At 29.0% G+C, this 17,596-nt stretch carries 18 protein-coding genes, 1 pseudogene and 2 riboswitches; of the genes and pseudogenes, 1 reads left to right on the plus strand and 18 read right to left on the minus strand.

The features are described 5' to 3' along the window. From CDLVIII_RS23940 to CDLVIII_RS23970, 7 genes are all read right to left on the minus strand, one after another. The gene (locus CDLVIII_RS23940) at positions 1-558 is read right to left on the minus strand and encodes a PilN domain-containing protein (RefSeq protein WP_009172063.1); all 558 of its coding nucleotides are present in this window, start codon (positions 556-558) and stop codon (positions 1-3) included. 15 nt (positions 559-573) lie between these two features. Then, entirely contained in the window at positions 574-1,755 is a 1,182-nt protein-coding gene (pilM, locus tag CDLVIII_RS23945; RefSeq protein ID WP_009172064.1) for a type IV pilus assembly protein PilM, read from the minus strand. A gap of 98 nt (positions 1,756-1,853) precedes the next feature. Beyond that, positions 1,854-2,276: a prepilin-type N-terminal cleavage/methylation domain-containing protein gene (locus CDLVIII_RS30265; RefSeq protein ID WP_009172065.1), complete on the minus strand. Its 423-nt coding sequence runs from the start codon at positions 2,274-2,276 to the stop codon at positions 1,854-1,856. Between the two features lie 68 nt (positions 2,277-2,344). Next, positions 2,345-3,550, minus strand: coding sequence for a type II secretion system F family protein (locus CDLVIII_RS23955; protein WP_009172066.1), 1,206 nt, complete (start codon positions 3,548-3,550; stop codon positions 2,345-2,347). Between the two features lie 16 nt (positions 3,551-3,566). Next, positions 3,567-5,258, minus strand: a complete 1,692-nt coding sequence (locus tag CDLVIII_RS23960; protein ID WP_009172067.1) for a GspE/PulE family protein — start codon at positions 5,256-5,258, stop codon at positions 3,567-3,569. Positions 5,259-5,377: 119 nt separating this feature from the next. Further along, positions 5,378-6,130 (minus strand): A24 family peptidase, encoded by a 753-nt coding sequence (locus CDLVIII_RS23965; RefSeq protein WP_009172068.1) that lies wholly within the window; start codon positions 6,128-6,130, stop codon positions 5,378-5,380. 190 nt (positions 6,131-6,320) lie between these two features. Continuing rightward, positions 6,321-6,402, minus strand: a riboswitch (cyclic di-GMP riboswitch). A 201-nt stretch (positions 6,403-6,603) separates the two neighbouring features. Next, positions 6,604-7,635 (minus strand): PilT/PilU family type 4a pilus ATPase, encoded by a 1,032-nt coding sequence (locus CDLVIII_RS23970; protein WP_009172069.1) that lies wholly within the window; start codon positions 7,633-7,635, stop codon positions 6,604-6,606. Between the two features lie 94 nt (positions 7,636-7,729). Here CDLVIII_RS23970 and CDLVIII_RS32350 point away from each other — a divergent pair. Continuing rightward, positions 7,730-7,852 (plus strand): annotated as a pseudogene (locus tag CDLVIII_RS32350) (MFS transporter); the annotation flags it as partial. A gap of 604 nt (positions 7,853-8,456) precedes the next feature. On the opposite strand, the gene CDLVIII_RS23975 reads toward CDLVIII_RS32350, so the two are convergent. The 11 genes from CDLVIII_RS23975 to CDLVIII_RS32685 form a co-directional block, all read right to left on the minus strand. Beyond that, positions 8,457-9,710, minus strand: a complete 1,254-nt coding sequence (locus CDLVIII_RS23975) for an ATP-binding protein (RefSeq protein ID WP_009172070.1) — start codon at positions 9,708-9,710, stop codon at positions 8,457-8,459. 502 nt (positions 9,711-10,212) lie between these two features. Beyond that, the gene (locus CDLVIII_RS23980) at positions 10,213-10,425 is read right to left on the minus strand and encodes a hypothetical protein (RefSeq protein ID WP_009172072.1); all 213 of its coding nucleotides are present in this window, start codon (positions 10,423-10,425) and stop codon (positions 10,213-10,215) included. Between the two features lie 207 nt (positions 10,426-10,632). Next, positions 10,633-10,716, minus strand: a riboswitch (cyclic di-GMP riboswitch). A gap of 337 nt (positions 10,717-11,053) precedes the next feature. After that, a complete protein-coding gene (locus tag CDLVIII_RS23985) occupies positions 11,054-11,560 on the minus strand; it encodes a hypothetical protein (RefSeq protein ID WP_035301909.1) in 507 nt (168 codons plus the stop codon). Positions 11,561-11,703: 143 nt separating this feature from the next. Then, positions 11,704-12,123, minus strand: coding sequence for a hypothetical protein (locus tag CDLVIII_RS23990; protein WP_009172074.1), 420 nt, complete (start codon positions 12,121-12,123; stop codon positions 11,704-11,706). Between the two features lie 58 nt (positions 12,124-12,181). Next, on the minus strand, positions 12,182-12,316 hold the full coding sequence (locus tag CDLVIII_RS32680) for a hypothetical protein (protein ID WP_009172075.1): 135 nt from the start codon (positions 12,314-12,316) through the stop codon (positions 12,182-12,184). 146 nt (positions 12,317-12,462) lie between these two features. After that, positions 12,463-13,230 carry an ion transporter gene (locus CDLVIII_RS23995; RefSeq protein ID WP_009172076.1) on the minus strand — a complete coding sequence of 256 codons (768 nt, stop codon included), beginning with the start codon at positions 13,228-13,230 and terminating at the stop codon, positions 12,463-12,465. A gap of 369 nt (positions 13,231-13,599) precedes the next feature. Beyond that, positions 13,600-14,766 (minus strand): alpha/beta hydrolase, encoded by a 1,167-nt coding sequence (locus tag CDLVIII_RS24000; RefSeq protein ID WP_009172077.1) that lies wholly within the window; start codon positions 14,764-14,766, stop codon positions 13,600-13,602. Further along, entirely contained in the window at positions 14,756-14,890 is a 135-nt protein-coding gene (locus CDLVIII_RS24005) for a hypothetical protein (RefSeq protein ID WP_009172078.1), read from the minus strand. The genes CDLVIII_RS24000 and CDLVIII_RS24005 overlap by 11 nt, the downstream gene beginning before the upstream one ends. 203 nt (positions 14,891-15,093) lie before the next feature. Further along, entirely contained in the window at positions 15,094-16,146 is a 1,053-nt protein-coding gene (locus CDLVIII_RS24010) for a HAMP domain-containing sensor histidine kinase (RefSeq protein ID WP_035301910.1), read from the minus strand. 4 nt (positions 16,147-16,150) lie between these two features. Beyond that, positions 16,151-16,843, minus strand: a complete 693-nt coding sequence (locus tag CDLVIII_RS24015; protein ID WP_009172080.1) for a response regulator transcription factor — start codon at positions 16,841-16,843, stop codon at positions 16,151-16,153. A 455-nt stretch (positions 16,844-17,298) separates the two neighbouring features. Beyond that, positions 17,299-17,433, minus strand: coding sequence for a hypothetical protein (locus tag CDLVIII_RS32685; protein WP_009172081.1), 135 nt, complete (start codon positions 17,431-17,433; stop codon positions 17,299-17,301). Positions 17,434-17,596: the final 163 nt, after the last annotated feature.

Consider the following 17,596-nt stretch of genomic DNA (forward strand, 5'->3'; position numbering starts at 1 on the left):
TTACTCAACATCCTTTAACACGCATTTTATATCAAAGGAGTATTCTCCTTCTACTGCACTTGAATTATCTATTGAGTTTACATAAACATCTTGCATATTTGATAACTCACTTAAATTATGTTTTAATTCTGCAACTGCGGTTCTATTCGTTGATACGCCTTTTATAGATACTGTATTATTTTCTATATCTAAATTCTTAAATGAAACTTCGCTTGGTACTGTTGAGCTTATATCATTTAATAATGTATCAGAGACATTATCTCTTTCCTTAACAGATACTGCAACATCAGTCAAAGCGCTATCATATTGTTTTAATGTAGTTATTTGCTTATTTATATCTTCGGCTTCTTTTAGTTCCTGTTGTGTTTGTGAATTCGATAATTTTTTATTATAATCTTCTATACTCCTATTTAACATTATTATACTAACAGTATTAATAGTTAATGTTATAACTATTAATACTCCTACTATTCCCATAGCTCCATAAATATAAATTTTCGCATTAGTTTTTTCTTTCTTCTTTCCTTGGTAAGGTTCAAAAAAATTTAAATCTTTCATAACTACTTCCCCCTATTAAAGTCTTATGACTGATCCAATGACATTGATAAAATCATCAACAGGTTTATTATCATCATCAAACTTAAAGGTCATTCTAGAAATTCCTTTTATTCTCTTTGTATTTATTCCTATTTTATTTGTCATATATGTCTCAAAACCCCTTAGTTTTGAACAACCACCAAAAATAAGAATTCTCTCAATATTATTATCTACACTCTTATTTTTATAAAATTGAATTATCTTTTCTATCTTGTCTATCCATTCATCTACAATATGTTTAACTTCTATATTTATGGAATCTTCTTCATCTAATAAATCTACTCTTTCTAATTTTAGTTCTTCTATTTCTTCAAATTTTGATCCATTGATTTCATAAAAAAAATTATTAATATCATTTCCACCAGCTTTTATTATTCTGGTAAAATCTAATTGTCCATTTCTATATATATTAACATCGATAAAGCTCGCTCCCATATCAATAAAAGCAACTGAATCTCTTGAATTATATTCGTATTTATTATTCATTTCTGTCATATTAATAAATTTATTTACTGCATTATAATTAACATCTAAAACATAAGGTTTTAAATCTAACTTTGTCAAAAAGTTATAATATTCCCTAGCTATTTTTTCTGGGTATGCTATAACACGTACATTAAGCTTTTCTACTCCACCTATTTCTTCTTCATTTAATATAGTAACTTGTAATACATAATCATCTAAATTTATAGGTAGATATTGTTGAATTTCATATCTTACAACTGTATTCATTTCTTCCTCTTCTACTTTGGGAATTATAATTTCCCTATTTATAATTAAAGTAGAATTAGTAGTACAAATTGCATCTTTTGCTTTTATTACATTTTCATTTAAGGCTTTCCTTAATCTAATTACTAGTTCTTCTTCTTTTTTAATTTCTCCATCTACGATTGCATCTTTTGGAGTTGGTATTACAATATATTTATCTATAGTTAAATCATTTTTATAGTACATCCCAACTACTATTTTTATATTAAAACTTCCTATATCGAAGGCTATAATTTTTCTTTTTTTCTCGTATCTACCAAAGTTGTTTTGCACAGTTATTTTTTTTGAAAACTTTATTTTCAAATCTCTTATATCCATGTTTAACAAATTTCTGATATCTAATTTTTTTTTATTTCCTTTTGTATCATCTTTCTTATTTTTAATATTCATATAGCCCTCCAAATACATTTTAATTGATTAAGTTTCACGTGTAAGACTAAATCTTACACGTGAATTTTAGATGGTTTTGATTGATTCCTTATTATGAATTACTTAGAGCCAGCTGCGTAGTCTGGATATACTTCCTTCCCATTTGTATAACTTACAGTAATATTACCTGTAGTAGCATCAACTGCATAAGTAAAAGTTGTTGCCTCTCCAGCCTTTTTAGCTTTTGGTGTTTTAGTTCCATCTAGTTTAGATCCTATCACATCATCATCATCAGTTGTAACTGGTCCTGGAGTAAGCGCTGTTCCATTAGCTATTTCTTGTGCTACTATTGTAGCAATATTCTTAGCTGTTGCTTGATCTGCTTTTTCATTAGAATTTTCTATAACAGCTCCAAACTTAGGAATAGCTAATGCTACTAATATTGCAATAATCGCAATAACTATAATAAGTTCTACTAACGTAAATCCTTTCTTTTTATTTGTTTGTAATTCATTTTTCCTTTTGTTTAGTAATGAATTCATTTTTAACCCTCCTAAATTTCATATATTTTAATGCACTCTGGATCTCACATTATGCATTATCAACAATTTTATTGAATTTTAGTGTAACTATCAAACATTGGTAACATTATTGATATAATCATAAATCCAAGTACAATCCCCATGACAATTATTAAAATTGGTTCAATCATTGCTACTGAAGATTGAATAATTGATTCTAATTCTTCATCATAAAAATCTGCTGTTTTATTTAATATATCATCTAGTGAACCTGTCTCTTCTCCTATTTTTACCATTGAATATAACATTGACGGAAAAACTTCACTTTCTTTCATTGATGAATATAAGCTTTCCCCTCTCATTACATTATCTTTTATCTTAAGTAGTGCAGCTTCAGCAACTTTATTTCCTACGACATTTGAAACAATTTCTATTGAATCTATAAGTGGTAATCCACTTGCTATCAACGTAGACAATGTTCTAGTAAATCTTGATACTATAATCATTTGATTAAGCTTTTTTAACAAAGGCAATTTTAATTTTAAATTGCTTGTAAACAATATTCCATTATCACTCTTCAAAAATATATTAAGTCCGAATGTAAGTAATATTACAAATATTATGATAAAGATAAGGTTGTTTTTTATGCCACTACTTGCTCCAAGTAAAAGTTTAGTACTCCAAGGCAAGCTTGTACCAGTATCTTCAAATATTTGAGTAAATGTTGGCATTACATAAGTTAATATAAATATAACTGCTATAACTGCTACGAAACTTAATATTATTGGATAAATCATTGCACTTTTTACTTTATTATTAATTTTATTTTCTTTTTCATAATGAGTTGACATTCTAAACATTATTGCATCTAAGTTACCACTTGCTTCTCCTGATGCTACTAAAGAAATTAATAATTCTGGAAATACATCTAGATGTTTTCTCATGGAATCTGATAATACTTCACCTTTTTCAACGTCTTCATTTACCGCTTTTATTGTTTCCTTTAATTTTTGATTTTCTACTTGATCCGATAATATCTCTAAACATGCCAAAATTGGTACTCCTGCATTTAGCATAGTGTAAAATTGCCTACAAAATATTGATATATCTTTAATTTTCACTTTCTTATTAAACTTTATTTTTATACTAGCACTTTCTGTTATTTCCTCAACCATTAAAGGATAATATCCATTACCTGAAATAAAGTCTATAACCTCATTTTTAGAATTTGCCTCATAAGTTCCTTCTACTTTTTCCCCATCTGAGTTCATAACTCTATATTTAAATTTTCCCAATGTCCCTCACCTCTTTTCAAATGTCAATTGATAAAGTTGCTATTGTTGAAAGTTCTTCAATAGTTGTCATTCCTTGCAATACCAGATCTTTACATTCGCTTTCCAAAGTTTTCATTCCATTTTCTATTGAAATATCTCTTATGATATCTGAATTTGCACCCGAATTTATGGCTTCTCTATGTTTTCTTGTCATTTCCATAATTTCATAAATTCCAATTCTCCCTAAATATCCAGTTTGATTGCAATAGCCACAGCCTTTGCCCTTATACAAAATTAACGGCTCATTTACATCTTGTCCTAAAATTTCTTTTTCATATTCACTAGCTTCGTATTCTTTTTTGCAGTTATTGCATATTTTTCTAACTAATCTTTGAGCCATTACCCCAACAACAGAAGTAGAAACTAAATATGGTTTAACTCCCATATCTACAAGTCTTGCTATGGATGACGGTGCATCATTAGTATGAAGAGTGCTTAAAACTAAATGACCTGTAATTGCTGCTCTGGTTGCTATTTCTGCGGTTTCTTCATCTCTAATTTCTCCTATCATGATTATATCTGGGTCTTGTCTTAGTATACTTCTAAGTCCACTTGCAAATGTTAATCCTGCTTTTTCATTAACACTTACTTGATTTATTCCATTCATTGTATATTCAACCGGATCTTCTACTGTGATTATATTTACACTGCTAGAGTTCAATTCATTTAATATAGAATATAGAGTTGTAGATTTTCCACTTCCTGTTGGTCCTGTAACCAAAATTATTCCATGAGGATTTGATACTATTCTATTCAATTTATTTATATTATCATCACTCATTCCCAGTTGTTTTTTATCTAATACAGATCCTCCTGTATTTAGAATTCTTATAACAATCTTTTCACCATTAACTACTGGAAGTATAGAAACTCTAAGGTCTATTTCCATACCATCAACATTAACCATTATTCTTCCGTCTTGTGGTATTCTTTTTTCTGCTATATTAAGTCCTGCAAGTATCTTTATTCTTGTAACTAGCGGTCCCAAACTTTCTATTCCTAGAGTATTTACCGTTTGGAGCTTTCCGTCTATTCTATATCTTATTCTTATTTCATGCTCAAATGGTTCTATATGAATATCAGATGTTTTCATCTCTATTGAATTCTTAAAAAGGTAATCAACCATCTTTACAACTGGTGCACTATTAACTTCATTCATTTCATCTACTGCTTTAATGCTTTTGCTTGTTTTAGTGCTTTCTTTAGAAAGTTGCATGGCTGCATTATTAACTTGTTGACTGCTATAGTATATACCTATAAATTTTTTAATATCGTCTTTTTTAGAGATAAAGGATTCTATTTCAAACCCTGTAGATATTGCAACATCATCAATTGCGAAAATGTTTAATGGATCTGCGAGAGCAATTTTAATTCTATTATTATCAAAACCAAAAGGAATTAAGATATATTTGTCGCATAAATTTTGTGGTATTAACGTTATTGCTTTTCTATCAAAATTTATCAAATTTAAATCTACTTTTTTAATTCCTGTTTGCTGCTCTATTGCCTCTATTATGTCTTCTTCTGTGATTATCTTACTTTCTACTAATATTTCTCCAAGCTTCTTACCTAAGGCTTTCTGAGATTTTAACGCTTCTTGTAGTTGATATCCTGTAATTTTGCCTGCATTTACCAGAATATTTCCCAATCTTCTTTTTTCAGTTGCCATTTTGGGTCGTACCTTTCTTTTCTATTTACAAAATTTTTTTCCTAATGTTTATAAGTTGAAATTTTTTCTAATATTTTTCAATCATGTAAGTGTTAAGAAAGTGAATATTATGTTACATTTTACTCAAAAAAACTCCAATAACTTTTTAATATTTCAACGCCCCACAGCATAGAAATCAAACTTCCAACTGCTATAAATGGCCCAAACGCTATCTTTTCCTTTGCTTTTTTTAATTTTAGTAATAATATAACTATTCCTATGCCCCCACCTATTATTATTGCTAAAAATAATCCAATTAAAATCCCTTTAACTCCTAGGAATAATCCACAAATAGCTGCTATTTCAATATCACCTTCACCCATTCCTTTAGTTAAAAATACTATTAAACCTATGATGACGAATCCTATTGCTCCACCTAAAATCAAGTCAAGAATTCCATTTTTATAAACAACAGCTTGAATTATTATAAATACACATGCCATAATGCCACCAAAAAGTGTTGTACTTGTATAAACAAATTGAGTATCATAATCTATCATTCCAATTACAATTAAAATTGATGCTAATATGCAATACTTTAATGTAATTAAGGTTAATCCAAATTTAAAATATATTAGTAAATATAATACTGCATTAAGAATTTCTATAAGAGGATATCTTACTGATATTTTCTCCTTGCAATATCTACACTTTCCTCCAAGAAAAAGATAGCTGATTACCGGAATCAAATCTAAAGACATTAATTTGTGATTACAGTTTGTACAATGTGACGGTGGAAACGCAATTGATTGTTCCATCGGGATTCTATAAATACATACATTCAAAAAACTTCCTATAACCAATCCTAAAACAGCTATGAAGACAACTTCCAATCTATCACCTCTCCTTTTTACCATTTTTTAAAATATTATGTAATATTTTCATATTTATATTTTATACTTTAAATTACATTTTTTCAATATTTTTGATATTGTTTTGAATTTAAATATTATTTATCAATAAATAATATCTCTTTAAATGCTTACTTCCACTTTTGCGCAAAAAAATACCGACCTTAATAAAAAACAAAGGCCGGTTGCACTACTAACTCCTCATATATAAAGTGCCCAAAATAAATATATGAATCATTGTTTCCATATTGATTTCTTATAAATAATAATATTTACAAATTTCAATAATTATTTAATTTTATATATATTTACCAATATTATAGCAATTTCTTATAAATTATATTTTATAATTATATATAAAATATAATTTATTTACATATTACCATATTATATCTAATCATTCCATAATTTCTATAGATTTTTACTAAAATTTAACTCAAACTTATATATTATATCTACCTATCATTTTGTACCCACTTTTCATACTCTTGTCTGGATATAAAATTGTCATTTACAAGCCTTCTTAAATCCATCTCTATTGTCTGCATTCCAAACTTAGAACCCATTTGAATGAAGCTATTTATTTGTTCATAGTTTCCTTCTCTAATTAAATTTCTTATGCTAGGAGTACACACCATTATTTCCATTGCTGCAACTCTACCTACTCCCGATGCATTAGGTAATAAAATTTGAGAAACAACTCCCTTTAATAGCGACGATAACTGAATCTTCACTTCATTTTGATGTCCAGCTTCAAAAGAGTTTATAATTCTATATATACTGTTAGCTGCCCCCATGTTATGTAAAGTCGAAAAAACTAAATGTCCAGTTTGGGCTGCCCTTAAAGCTATTTCTATTGTTTCTGGATCTCTCATTTCTCCAACTAATATAACATCTGGGTCTTGTCTAAGTGCTGCTCTTAATCCATCTGCATAACTCTTAGTGTCCTGCCCAATTTCTCTTTGGTTTACCATAGATCTATTGTTCTCATATATATATTCAATTGGTTCTTCTAAAGTTATTATATGTTTTTCTTTACTCATATTTATTTCATTAACCATTGCTGCAAGAGTAGTACTTTTCCCTGATCCTGTTGGTCCAGTAACTAACACTAGTCCATCACTTAATTCCGTGAATTTTTTAAGAGCAGGAGCCATTGTTAAATCTTTTAGTTTAGGTATAGTCTCTTTAATTACTCTAAGACATATAGAATATCCTTCCCTGCACTTATAAGCATTTACTCTGAAATTACCAATACCTTTTCTATTATACTTAAAGTCTATTTCACCATTTTCTAAGAAATAATTATAACTTTCTGGTATTAACTCTTTAATGCATTCCTCCACAGCCTCATGGGGAATACTTCTTTCAAAAACATTCACTAAATTTCCATCTATCCTTACCATCGGTCGTAATCCTGATGTAATATGTATATCTGATACATTACTTATATCCATATCATTAATTAGCGTGTCTATCCTTGACATATTATTCCTCCCTAATGTTACATAAAACAATTTTTGTATATTTTACTATATACAACATATAATATTTTCACTAAAATTGTCAATATCCATTATTTTACTCAATTGAGTTATTCTCTTGGATCTTGGAACTCAAACTGGCCAGGTTTCAAATCAGTCAAGAATTCAACAACCTAACGATGAAGCGCGCAGTCGTATTAATATAGTATTCATGGTCTCATAATTATATATAAATAGCATATATAAAGTTTTAAGTTAATTTATATAATACATTAAATTTAACTATTTCTTTTCTTGAAATAGTTTTTATATTAAATTAATATTTTAGACATAATGTTGTAACAAATACCGTTTATAATAATATCATAAACAATTTATATGAATTGTTTTTATATGAAATATAATATATAAATCAGTTTTCAGGATAACTTGTTCCCCCTTATCAAGTTATCCTTTATTTTACGTAACGCTATGAATTATCACCAAATAAAATTTCAAGCTAAATTCCACAATTAAATCTATAGATGCAAAAATAAGAGTAATAAACAATATTTCTACTGCCTATTACTCTTATTCTTGGAATGTTTGAATAAAGTTTGTTTACTAACTTTACTTAGGAATATATATTAATATTAGATTACTATAATTTTAACATACCATTAATACACAATCAATACTTATTAATAAATATTATTGTTTAATATCTATTTTGCTTTTATTTCATAATCATAGATTAAATTTTTGCTTTAATTCTATACTCTTTTGCAAGGTAATCAGAAAATAATCTATCTCTATGCTCTTGCCTCAATAAGAAAACATTAAAATTATACCTCTTCCTTAAATGGTAACTTAATTGTAAATTTAGTTATATTATCATCACTCTCAACTGATATCTTACCACCGTGCTTTTCAATTAATTCTTTTGTTATACATAACCCATACCCGTGATTTTCGCCATTATTACTCTTAGTAGTAAAACCAGAATTAAAAATTTCATAAATAATTTCTTCCGGAATCTTTTCACCATCGTTTTCTATTGTTATTACTATATTACTTAAATCTTGAAATGATTTTGCTACTAAAGTACCACCCTTGTTCATTGCTCTTATTGCATTATTAGTAATGTTAATTATTATTCTATACAATTCCATTTCATCTATTGTAACCAATTTGAAATTTGCACTGTCTTCAACTATAACATTCATGCCTTCTCCAACAGCATGTTTAGTTGCAAGTGAAAGCAAAGAAGCTTGCTCTAAACTGTCATCAGTTCCATTTGGATTATTCTGATTTATAATACTTTTCAAAAGCCAGGCTGCCCCGTTATATTTCTCCATATCTACTAACTCATATAACGAGACCATTTGTAAGCCATAGTTGTTTTTAATACTCTTTAATTCTTTATTTTTGCTTGATAAAATTCTATTTAGTCCAGATATCTCTTTAGCTTTTAATGATGTTTTGCCAAAGATTACGATAATAAATCCCAAAAAAATAAATAAAGCTGCAAATACACCATCGCTCAATATTGCATTATCTTTATCGTAAGAAATCAAATGTAAAGAAATTAGAAAATCTGGAAGAAAGCCTAATATAATTCCATAACTAATTGATATATTTTCATGGGATAAAATCTCATATATCTGCTTAATATTATTTATAAATTTCAAACACAAAATCATTAGAACTAATTGTGATATATAAAGAAGAATTATATTTATTATATTAATATATTCAGTAAACAAATCATTTGTATTAAATATTCCATATACTAAATTACCAAATACAAATAACCATACAGCCAGTATTGAATATATTAAGCTGTATCCAATAATAGCTTTATTGTACTCATTTCTAAATAATAATGATATTATAGCTATAGATACTATATGTGTAGCAAATATGCAAATAGAAGTATTTCCAAATACATATGGAATAGCAAATCCATTAACTGTAAGCATGATTATACACATAACCTTTTTTATATCTAATAATTTATTTATATCTAAACAATAACTTATTACAAAAACAAATAACATACTTTGAAGTATTGATATCAAAATATCAATGAAACACATTTTTAATTCACGTCTCCTTTACCTTATGAAGCTTTATCTCATCTTAATTTTTCCATTGACCCTAGCACATCATCTAATCCAGTTTATAGATATGCTGAAAGGCTTGTTTTAATTATTTTCCTTGAAATATTCAATAAAATGTCTGTAAATTAATTATGTTGACACAATACTGTAACAATTTCTTTATATAATAACATTGTAATTCTTTTAACATATTTTTTATTTTATGATAAATAATATGGAATAGAAATGACTTATTTCCCTAAATTTAAGTCATTTCTTTTTTATGTAGTAGCATCAAGTGGCAGACTAATTATTGAATCTGTAGTTACATCTATAAGAATGGTTACAACCGATGCCGTTGTATTGTCAAAAGATATGCTTACTACAAATTTATTCTATTTTTTATTAGTATCCTTACTATCCTTGCTATTATCCTCTCCATTTTTCTCTATCTTTCTTAGTGTAATTTTAATTGTGTACTCCATATTTGCACCTCATTTTAACATACCGATTGAAGAGAGTAATAAATCTTTATATAGATATTATCTATTATTTGATATGTCAAATTATATTTATTATTTACATTAGACATCTTTTCGATATCATCAATATCAGATAATGTTAAATCTTCTAACTTAGCAATAAATTCAAACTCTAAGTTTTTTAATAAACTATTATTTATCGCCTTTATAATTTCATTGTTTGTATTCATACCATATTCTCTCCCTCACATAATAATTTTGCAAATTCTACATTCTATTTATTTATTTTTTATCATTTCATATAATTAATTTATAAAAGTCTCTGTATAAAAGGAATATCCATGAACAATAACTGATATTATCTTGTTAATCCTTGCTAATTGTCACGTTATAAGAAAAAAAAACAATCAAAACTAATTAATTTTTGTTTGTAATTAGTTTTGATTGGCGGGTTGCATCATTAACTAAGAATCCTCCAGATGCCCAAATAGAGAGAATCCCTCACAGTTCCCAATCCGTGTATGATTATGTAAATTTATGTATTTATATGTCCATATTATCATTAAAAGGTAAAAAAAGCAATAATTTTGAAAGAAAAAACACTTTCGATATTAATAAATTCGACAGGTTATATTTATTTTTTAGAACTTCTTCAAGTAATCTACTAGTACCAAATGCAATTCGTATACCTCACACCAAGGCTTCTTCCTTCAGATTCCACATAACGCTGAACACCTTGTCTTAAGATAATGGTTTGCACTATCAGTCCCCATTACGGGCTTTCACCCATTAGTAAGTTCCCATAATTGACACACAAAAAAAAAGACCTAGAAATATTTTTCTAAGCCTTAAATGTCTTTATCTATACATAAACTTTAAAATTCTCTCTTCTTGTTTTTGCATCTCATCAAATTGTTTATTAACTTTGTTATTAATATCTTGCATCATATCATCAATTTTATTTTCTTCTTCATTATATTGATTTGCAATATAATCAAAATTAGGAATATTATCAAGTGTGAAATCTACTTCTGGAGCTGTAGTAGTATCAAGCGGCATACTAATTGCTGAATCTGTAGTTACATCGATAGGAATGGTTACTGCCGATGCCGTTGTATTGTTAAAAGATATGCTTACTGCTGAACCAGTAGTATCATTTATATTAATTATAGTCAAGTTGCCATATACATTTCCATCATTGGAGTTGAATTTATAATCATTAAGATTTGTATTAGGATTATGTAATTCTTGTCCAACTTGTTGCCATACATCATTATCTTGTCTACACTCAGCACTTGTACTAACTGGCAACGCTATGAGCATACTAGTACAAGCTATTGTTAATGCTATTGTTTTTAATTTCATTACCATGCACTTCCTTTTGATTTTATATCAACTATATTATACCATGATTGTCTAATTTTCGGTATAAGTATATACTATATTTTAAATTCATTGATAATATATAAGCATGTTTATTTTATAGCATCAAATGTAAATTTTACTTATTAGTTTTCTTTTTGTACTAGTTCATTTAAGAATAATCTTGATTTACCAGAATTTTTTAATTTAATTAATGTATTATTTTCATTTAATGTATCATATTTATGGTTTAATAAAACTCTTTCAAAGAAACCTTTATATAAATGTAATGTATTATTTATTTCTATTAGTGCATCAAATTCAACTGTGTATGGATTTAAATGGTCGATATTACAATAATTAAAATCTATTTTTTCTATTTCTAAGTTAGATAAATTAATAAAAGTATAATTATCTAGCTTAAATTCAATTTTACTCATGCCTTCCTTTACACAACTAAAATCTTTATACGGATGAAAAGATATCTCGCAACTCTTTACAATACATTCTTCTTTTTGTGTAGTTTTTGAAATTATTCTTACGTTACTAATTAATTTGAATAACATTACACATCTCATCCCCACATAAAAGTATTAATTAGTACAATTTTTATATAATTCTCTCCTAAGAATTTTTATCAATATATATTTTTAATGCTTTAATTACTAAAATAAGTGCATAAAAACCTAGACCCCAAAATGCAAATATAGCTAAAGGCATAATCCAAGCTAAAAGTAAACTGCCTGCTTCCATATTCATATATTACAACTACCACCTCTCATAGAACTTTAATATTGTTATATTTAAACTTCTACACATTGGCAATAATCCCTTTATTTTCATAGAAATATTCAAATAACTTTAGATGCTTAAAACATTCTATTTTGTTAAACTACATGCCGTTTTTATTCTTGCTCTTTCAAGCTTAGTAATACTTTATGCATATCTTCTAAATCTTCTTTACTTAGTGACTCAAAGTCATTTAATTTTTCTTGAATTGTTTCAATAATTTCTCCTCTATATGATTTATTATTTTTATTACCTGTCAAAAAATAAGTTGATATAGTTCCTGTTAGCATACCTACAAAGCCTATTCCTACTAGCATTAATATCGAAGCTATAATTCTGCCTGCTGTGGTTCTTGGACTTATATCTCCATATCCTACAGTTGTCGCTGTTACGAAGCTCCACCAGAGAGAATCCAGAAATGTTTTATCTTCTGTAACTGATAATCCATATGCACCCAAAAAAATAGTTACAATAGTTATTATTAATATGTATTCAAAATTATTGGTTTTTAAAAATCTATCTGCTCTACTCTTAAATTTGTATATTAATACTACAAAGTTTACTAGTTTACCCAATCTAGTTAACTTTGCTAATTTTAATACTCTTGCAACTCTAAATATTCTTAAAGATTGAAATATACCATTAAATGGTATTATTGATATAAGATCAATTTTATTATTTTTTATAAAACTAAGTTTATTTTCACTTAAAATCAACCTTACTACGTAATCAAATATAAAAACAACCAAAACAATATTATCTAAAGTGTCTAATATATAAGCAATATTATCAGGCAGCTCTAATGTTAATTCGACTAAAATCACCACAGAGGCTAATAGTGATAAAATAGTTATAAATATTTCATAATACAGCTTCTTTTTCATTTTAAATTACCTATTCCTCATATTTTATTTATATCTCAATTGTATATTACTTGGAATTCTTGTCAAATAGGAAAAGGAATACTCAAAGCTCATATTACCTTAAGTATTCCTTTTATACCAAATTATATATATTTGATTATATTTTTTAATTTGCTAATATATCCCAACTTACACTCCAGAAAACTTAGCTTCTGTCGAAAGCCTTAATACAACTTCTTCCTTTTTTATTGCAAATTTCCCAATTCTATCATTAATAGCTTCCGTATCCTTAAATTAAAATGTCTCCCTATATGCTTTCTAACAAGCACGGTTCAACCTGTATAAATGTAAGTTTCATAAGCTCCACCTTCTAATTGACTTAAAAATTTCCTAGAAATCACTTGGTCTAGGTGCAGAAGGTCCAAGACCAATAGAACAAAGCCAATTCAGTACTACCTCATGCAGCACATTTATGTTGTCTACCTGGCAGTGTTCTAATCCGCCAAGTCTTCTATCCTCTATGGCGAAGAACGTCTTGTTTTTCGAACCAGCCTGCTCGTAATTTTTAAGAGCTTGTGTTAGCGGATTGGGCTGAACCAATATCTCTTCCGCACCGTGCATCACAAGAAGTGGGCATTCTATCTGGTGAAGCACACCCTCAAGATTGTAGGCAAAACGAGGATTTTCAGCAAAGTCATCCAAGCTTTTTGCACCCAAGATTCTCATGCCGTGAGCAGCTAAACTTGGTGGCATCCATTTTAGCATTGCTTCCCAGTCGAATGCGTGGGTACCTCCATCAGAGATGACTGCAGCAATCCTGTGATCGAAGGAAGCAAATCTAAGGGAGTCGTATGCAGCAAAGCTCTCACCATGAACAATAATCTTGTTAGGATCCACTTCCGGTCTAGTTAGAAGAAAGTCGATTGCTCTTGAATGAAAAGCCTCGCTGTCAGCTCTTCTGCCCTTTCCCTTTTCGTACATTGAAAGACCAGTTCCAGGCTGATCATAGACCATAAAGTTATATCCACACGAAATAAAGGCAGGTCCTAACCAGAAATAGTTCTCAATTGACCACTCATCACCACCATTGAGGGCCAAAATTGTGGGCTTCGGACCTTTTATCCAAGGAGGTGAGAAAAAGTACCCATCCAACTTGACATCCTCATAATCTACTTGGATTTTCTCTGGTTTTACATCAAAGTACTTTCCAGCAGCTTCAAAGAGTTCATTTACTTTCCTAAATATACGAAGTTTCTCGGCATCATTATCCATCACAGCATATTCAGCGATTCGGTGGTAATTGCAAGCACGAATGTAACAGTTACGTGCTGTATACCAGTTTCCAACCGCTTCTGCCTCCTTACCATGCCTTTCCAAAGCATCTGCTGTTATGAGCCATTCCCTATGCCATGTTTCCTTATCATTTGGATCTATTTTTTTGCATGCTTCATAAATCTCGGTGACGTCAGCAGCACCAAGACTTGCCAAGCCTAGAGCTTTAGTTACTTGATATGACATCATATAGTTATTTGGCCAACGGCTGAATTCAATTGACATTGCAGTATCCTCCTTCTCTAGTTATATTTATTACTTCATTCATTCTCTTATTAAGCATAAGAGTGTATGTTTCGAAATAGTAGCATCGATCTATTTCAGGGCCACAAACTTGATTCTCTACCATATCATTTCCTCCTATCAATTTACTTGTGGTTTTTAAGCTACAAGTAAATTTTACGATATAAAAATAAAGCTGTCCTAAAAGGAAAATAAATTTTTATAAAGAGAATGTAAAAAATTATAAAGCGCTAAGAAGCAAAAAAGCCACTGCCGGTGTTCTATACTTTCAGCCAACAGTGTCCTTTAATTCATTTTAGAAAAATAAAATTAGTGTTGTGCAAGTGGAAGGCTAAACTTTATACCCAAACCGCCATAATCAGAAGAATATGCATAAATTTCTCCACCATGATATTCAATAATTGATTTACAGCTTGCGAGCCCAAGTCCTATCCCACCATTTTCAATTTGCCTGGATTTATCCACAGTGAAAAATTTAAGGAATAGTGAAGATATATCCTTATCCGGTACTCCAATCCCATTATCCTCAATTTCAAAATAAGCATAAGACCCTTGTGAGTATCCAGTCATATACACTTTCAGCTCATTTTTCCCTCCATATCTTACAACATTACTGAATAAATTACCAAAGACCCGACCTATCATAATCTCATTAACCATAAGCATCATATTTTCCGTGAATAAATGTTTGTAAATAAGCTCATAGTCAAGTCCTGATAGCTCATGTTCATATTCTAGGGCAATGTTTTCAAATAATTTTGATGCATTAATGGGTTTCACGGTCATGGATTCTAAATTAAGTTTCTCTTTGGTGAAGCTTACAAAGTCATTGATGAGTTCAGCCATATATTTTGACTTTTTTTGAATCAACTCATAATATTCCTGCTTTTCATTTTCTGAGATACCCTTTTGCATAGCTAACAGTTCAGCAAAACCATTAATAGATGTTAATGGTGCTTTTAGATCATGAGCAATGGCAGCAATCATATCCATTTGCTCTTTGTGTGCTAGTTGGAGCCTCTTTTCCATATTATTAAAGTGATTATAAAGGTCTCCAATTTCATCATTACTTCTTAGAGCAAGTGGCGGCAATGGATGCACAATATTTATTCTTTCTAATCTGGCATTAAGCAGTCCTATTGGTTCCTCTATACAAAAATGGATATACATAATTAAAATAATAAAGATGAAACAGGCAATAGCAAATATAGGAAGGAGTAATACTATATATGAGGGATCTAGTAACGAACTAGATATAGGTGAATATTCTGCAAAGATAAACTTTAAATAGATTCCAATTGAAGCCATAAAAACTATAAACATAACTAGGAACAGTAAAGGAAGCTTTATTTTCAATTTCATACTATCACTCTCTTTCCTTGTACTTATATCCAATTCCCCAAATTGTTTTAATAAAGTCATATTCAGGGCCAAATTTCTTACGGATATTTTTTATATGAACCGTTACAGTATTTAATTCCCCGTATTCATCTCCCCAGACATATTCATATATCCGCTCACGAGTCAATACATTATTGGGGTTATGCATGAGCATTGACAATATTTGAAATTCCTTTGTTGATAAGTTAAGCTTTTTGTTATTTAGAAATGCTTCAAAGGTCTTATCATTCAAAATGAGAGGAGAATCATTCCTTTCTCTATTAGGACTAAGTTCATTCCATTCTTTAAACATCCTGTCAACTTTCCTGAAGTTGGCCCTTATCCTGGAATTAAGCTCCTGAATACTAAAGGGCTTTGTCATGTAATCATCTGCCCCTATTTCGAGCCCAACGATTTTATCAATATCCTTATCCCGGGCGCTTAAAAACAGAATTGGAGTATTATACGATTTTCTGATGCTTCTACAGACATCAAGGCCATCCATATCAGGCATCATTATATCAAGAATGATAAAATCAATGTTATTTTCTTTCAATACATATAAGGCTTCTTTCCCAGAATATGCCGAAATAATTTCAAATCCCTCATAGCTTAAACTCTTTGTTATAAGTTTTACTATATCTTTATCATCATCTACAACTAATATCTTCTTTTGCACTTTTGTACCTCCGAGCTGCTTCAATAAATTTTCTCTTCCACAGTCAAAGTTATAGCTTAAATTAACGAAGACTTTAACTTTCTCACATACATCAGCCTATTTTATTCCTTGTAATGAGAATTTTCCAAAGAGAATTTTGAAATTTTCTGTAATTTTTTCACTGTAAAAATATATTCTATATTCAAGTTTATGAATGGTGCTTATCGGCCTATTGCAACAAAAATAAGATTGCCTTTTAAAGTCCAGCGTCGGTAAATAGCGTTTTTATTTGCTTTTGCAGCATGAGTTAGCCACATCATCTATAGTTAATTTTACATATCCCTTTTGCTGAAACAGCGGCCAAGACTGATCCAGTCAATGATCTGAAGATTACTTAGATATATTCCAGAAATCTTCGAGCAAAGTACTTCAGTACCCTATATGAAAAGTATAGCACTCTTTTTTTTAACATACAATTAGATACTTATTTTATCTGTAAATGAATGAATTAGTGTTTTTGTATCTCTTAACCGACATATATTTAGCATTGGATTATTTTCTACTATTTCTTCATTTGCTGCAAATTTGAAGAATGCTCTAAAACATTTCATAATTCCCTATAATCCCTCTAAAATATCTTTTGACAACAAAAAAAAACCATCTCCCATCTAATTAAGATAGAAAATGGTTTCTAAAATACAACATACATCAATCAAATCATGTAAAATTGAATGTACATCGTAATCAATATTAGTTTTTACAATTTTTCTCAAA

Origin of the sequence: Clostridium sp. DL-VIII, from assembly GCF_000230835.1 — a bacterium.
In the GTDB taxonomy this organism is placed as follows: domain Bacteria; phylum Bacillota; class Clostridia; order Clostridiales; family Clostridiaceae; genus Clostridium.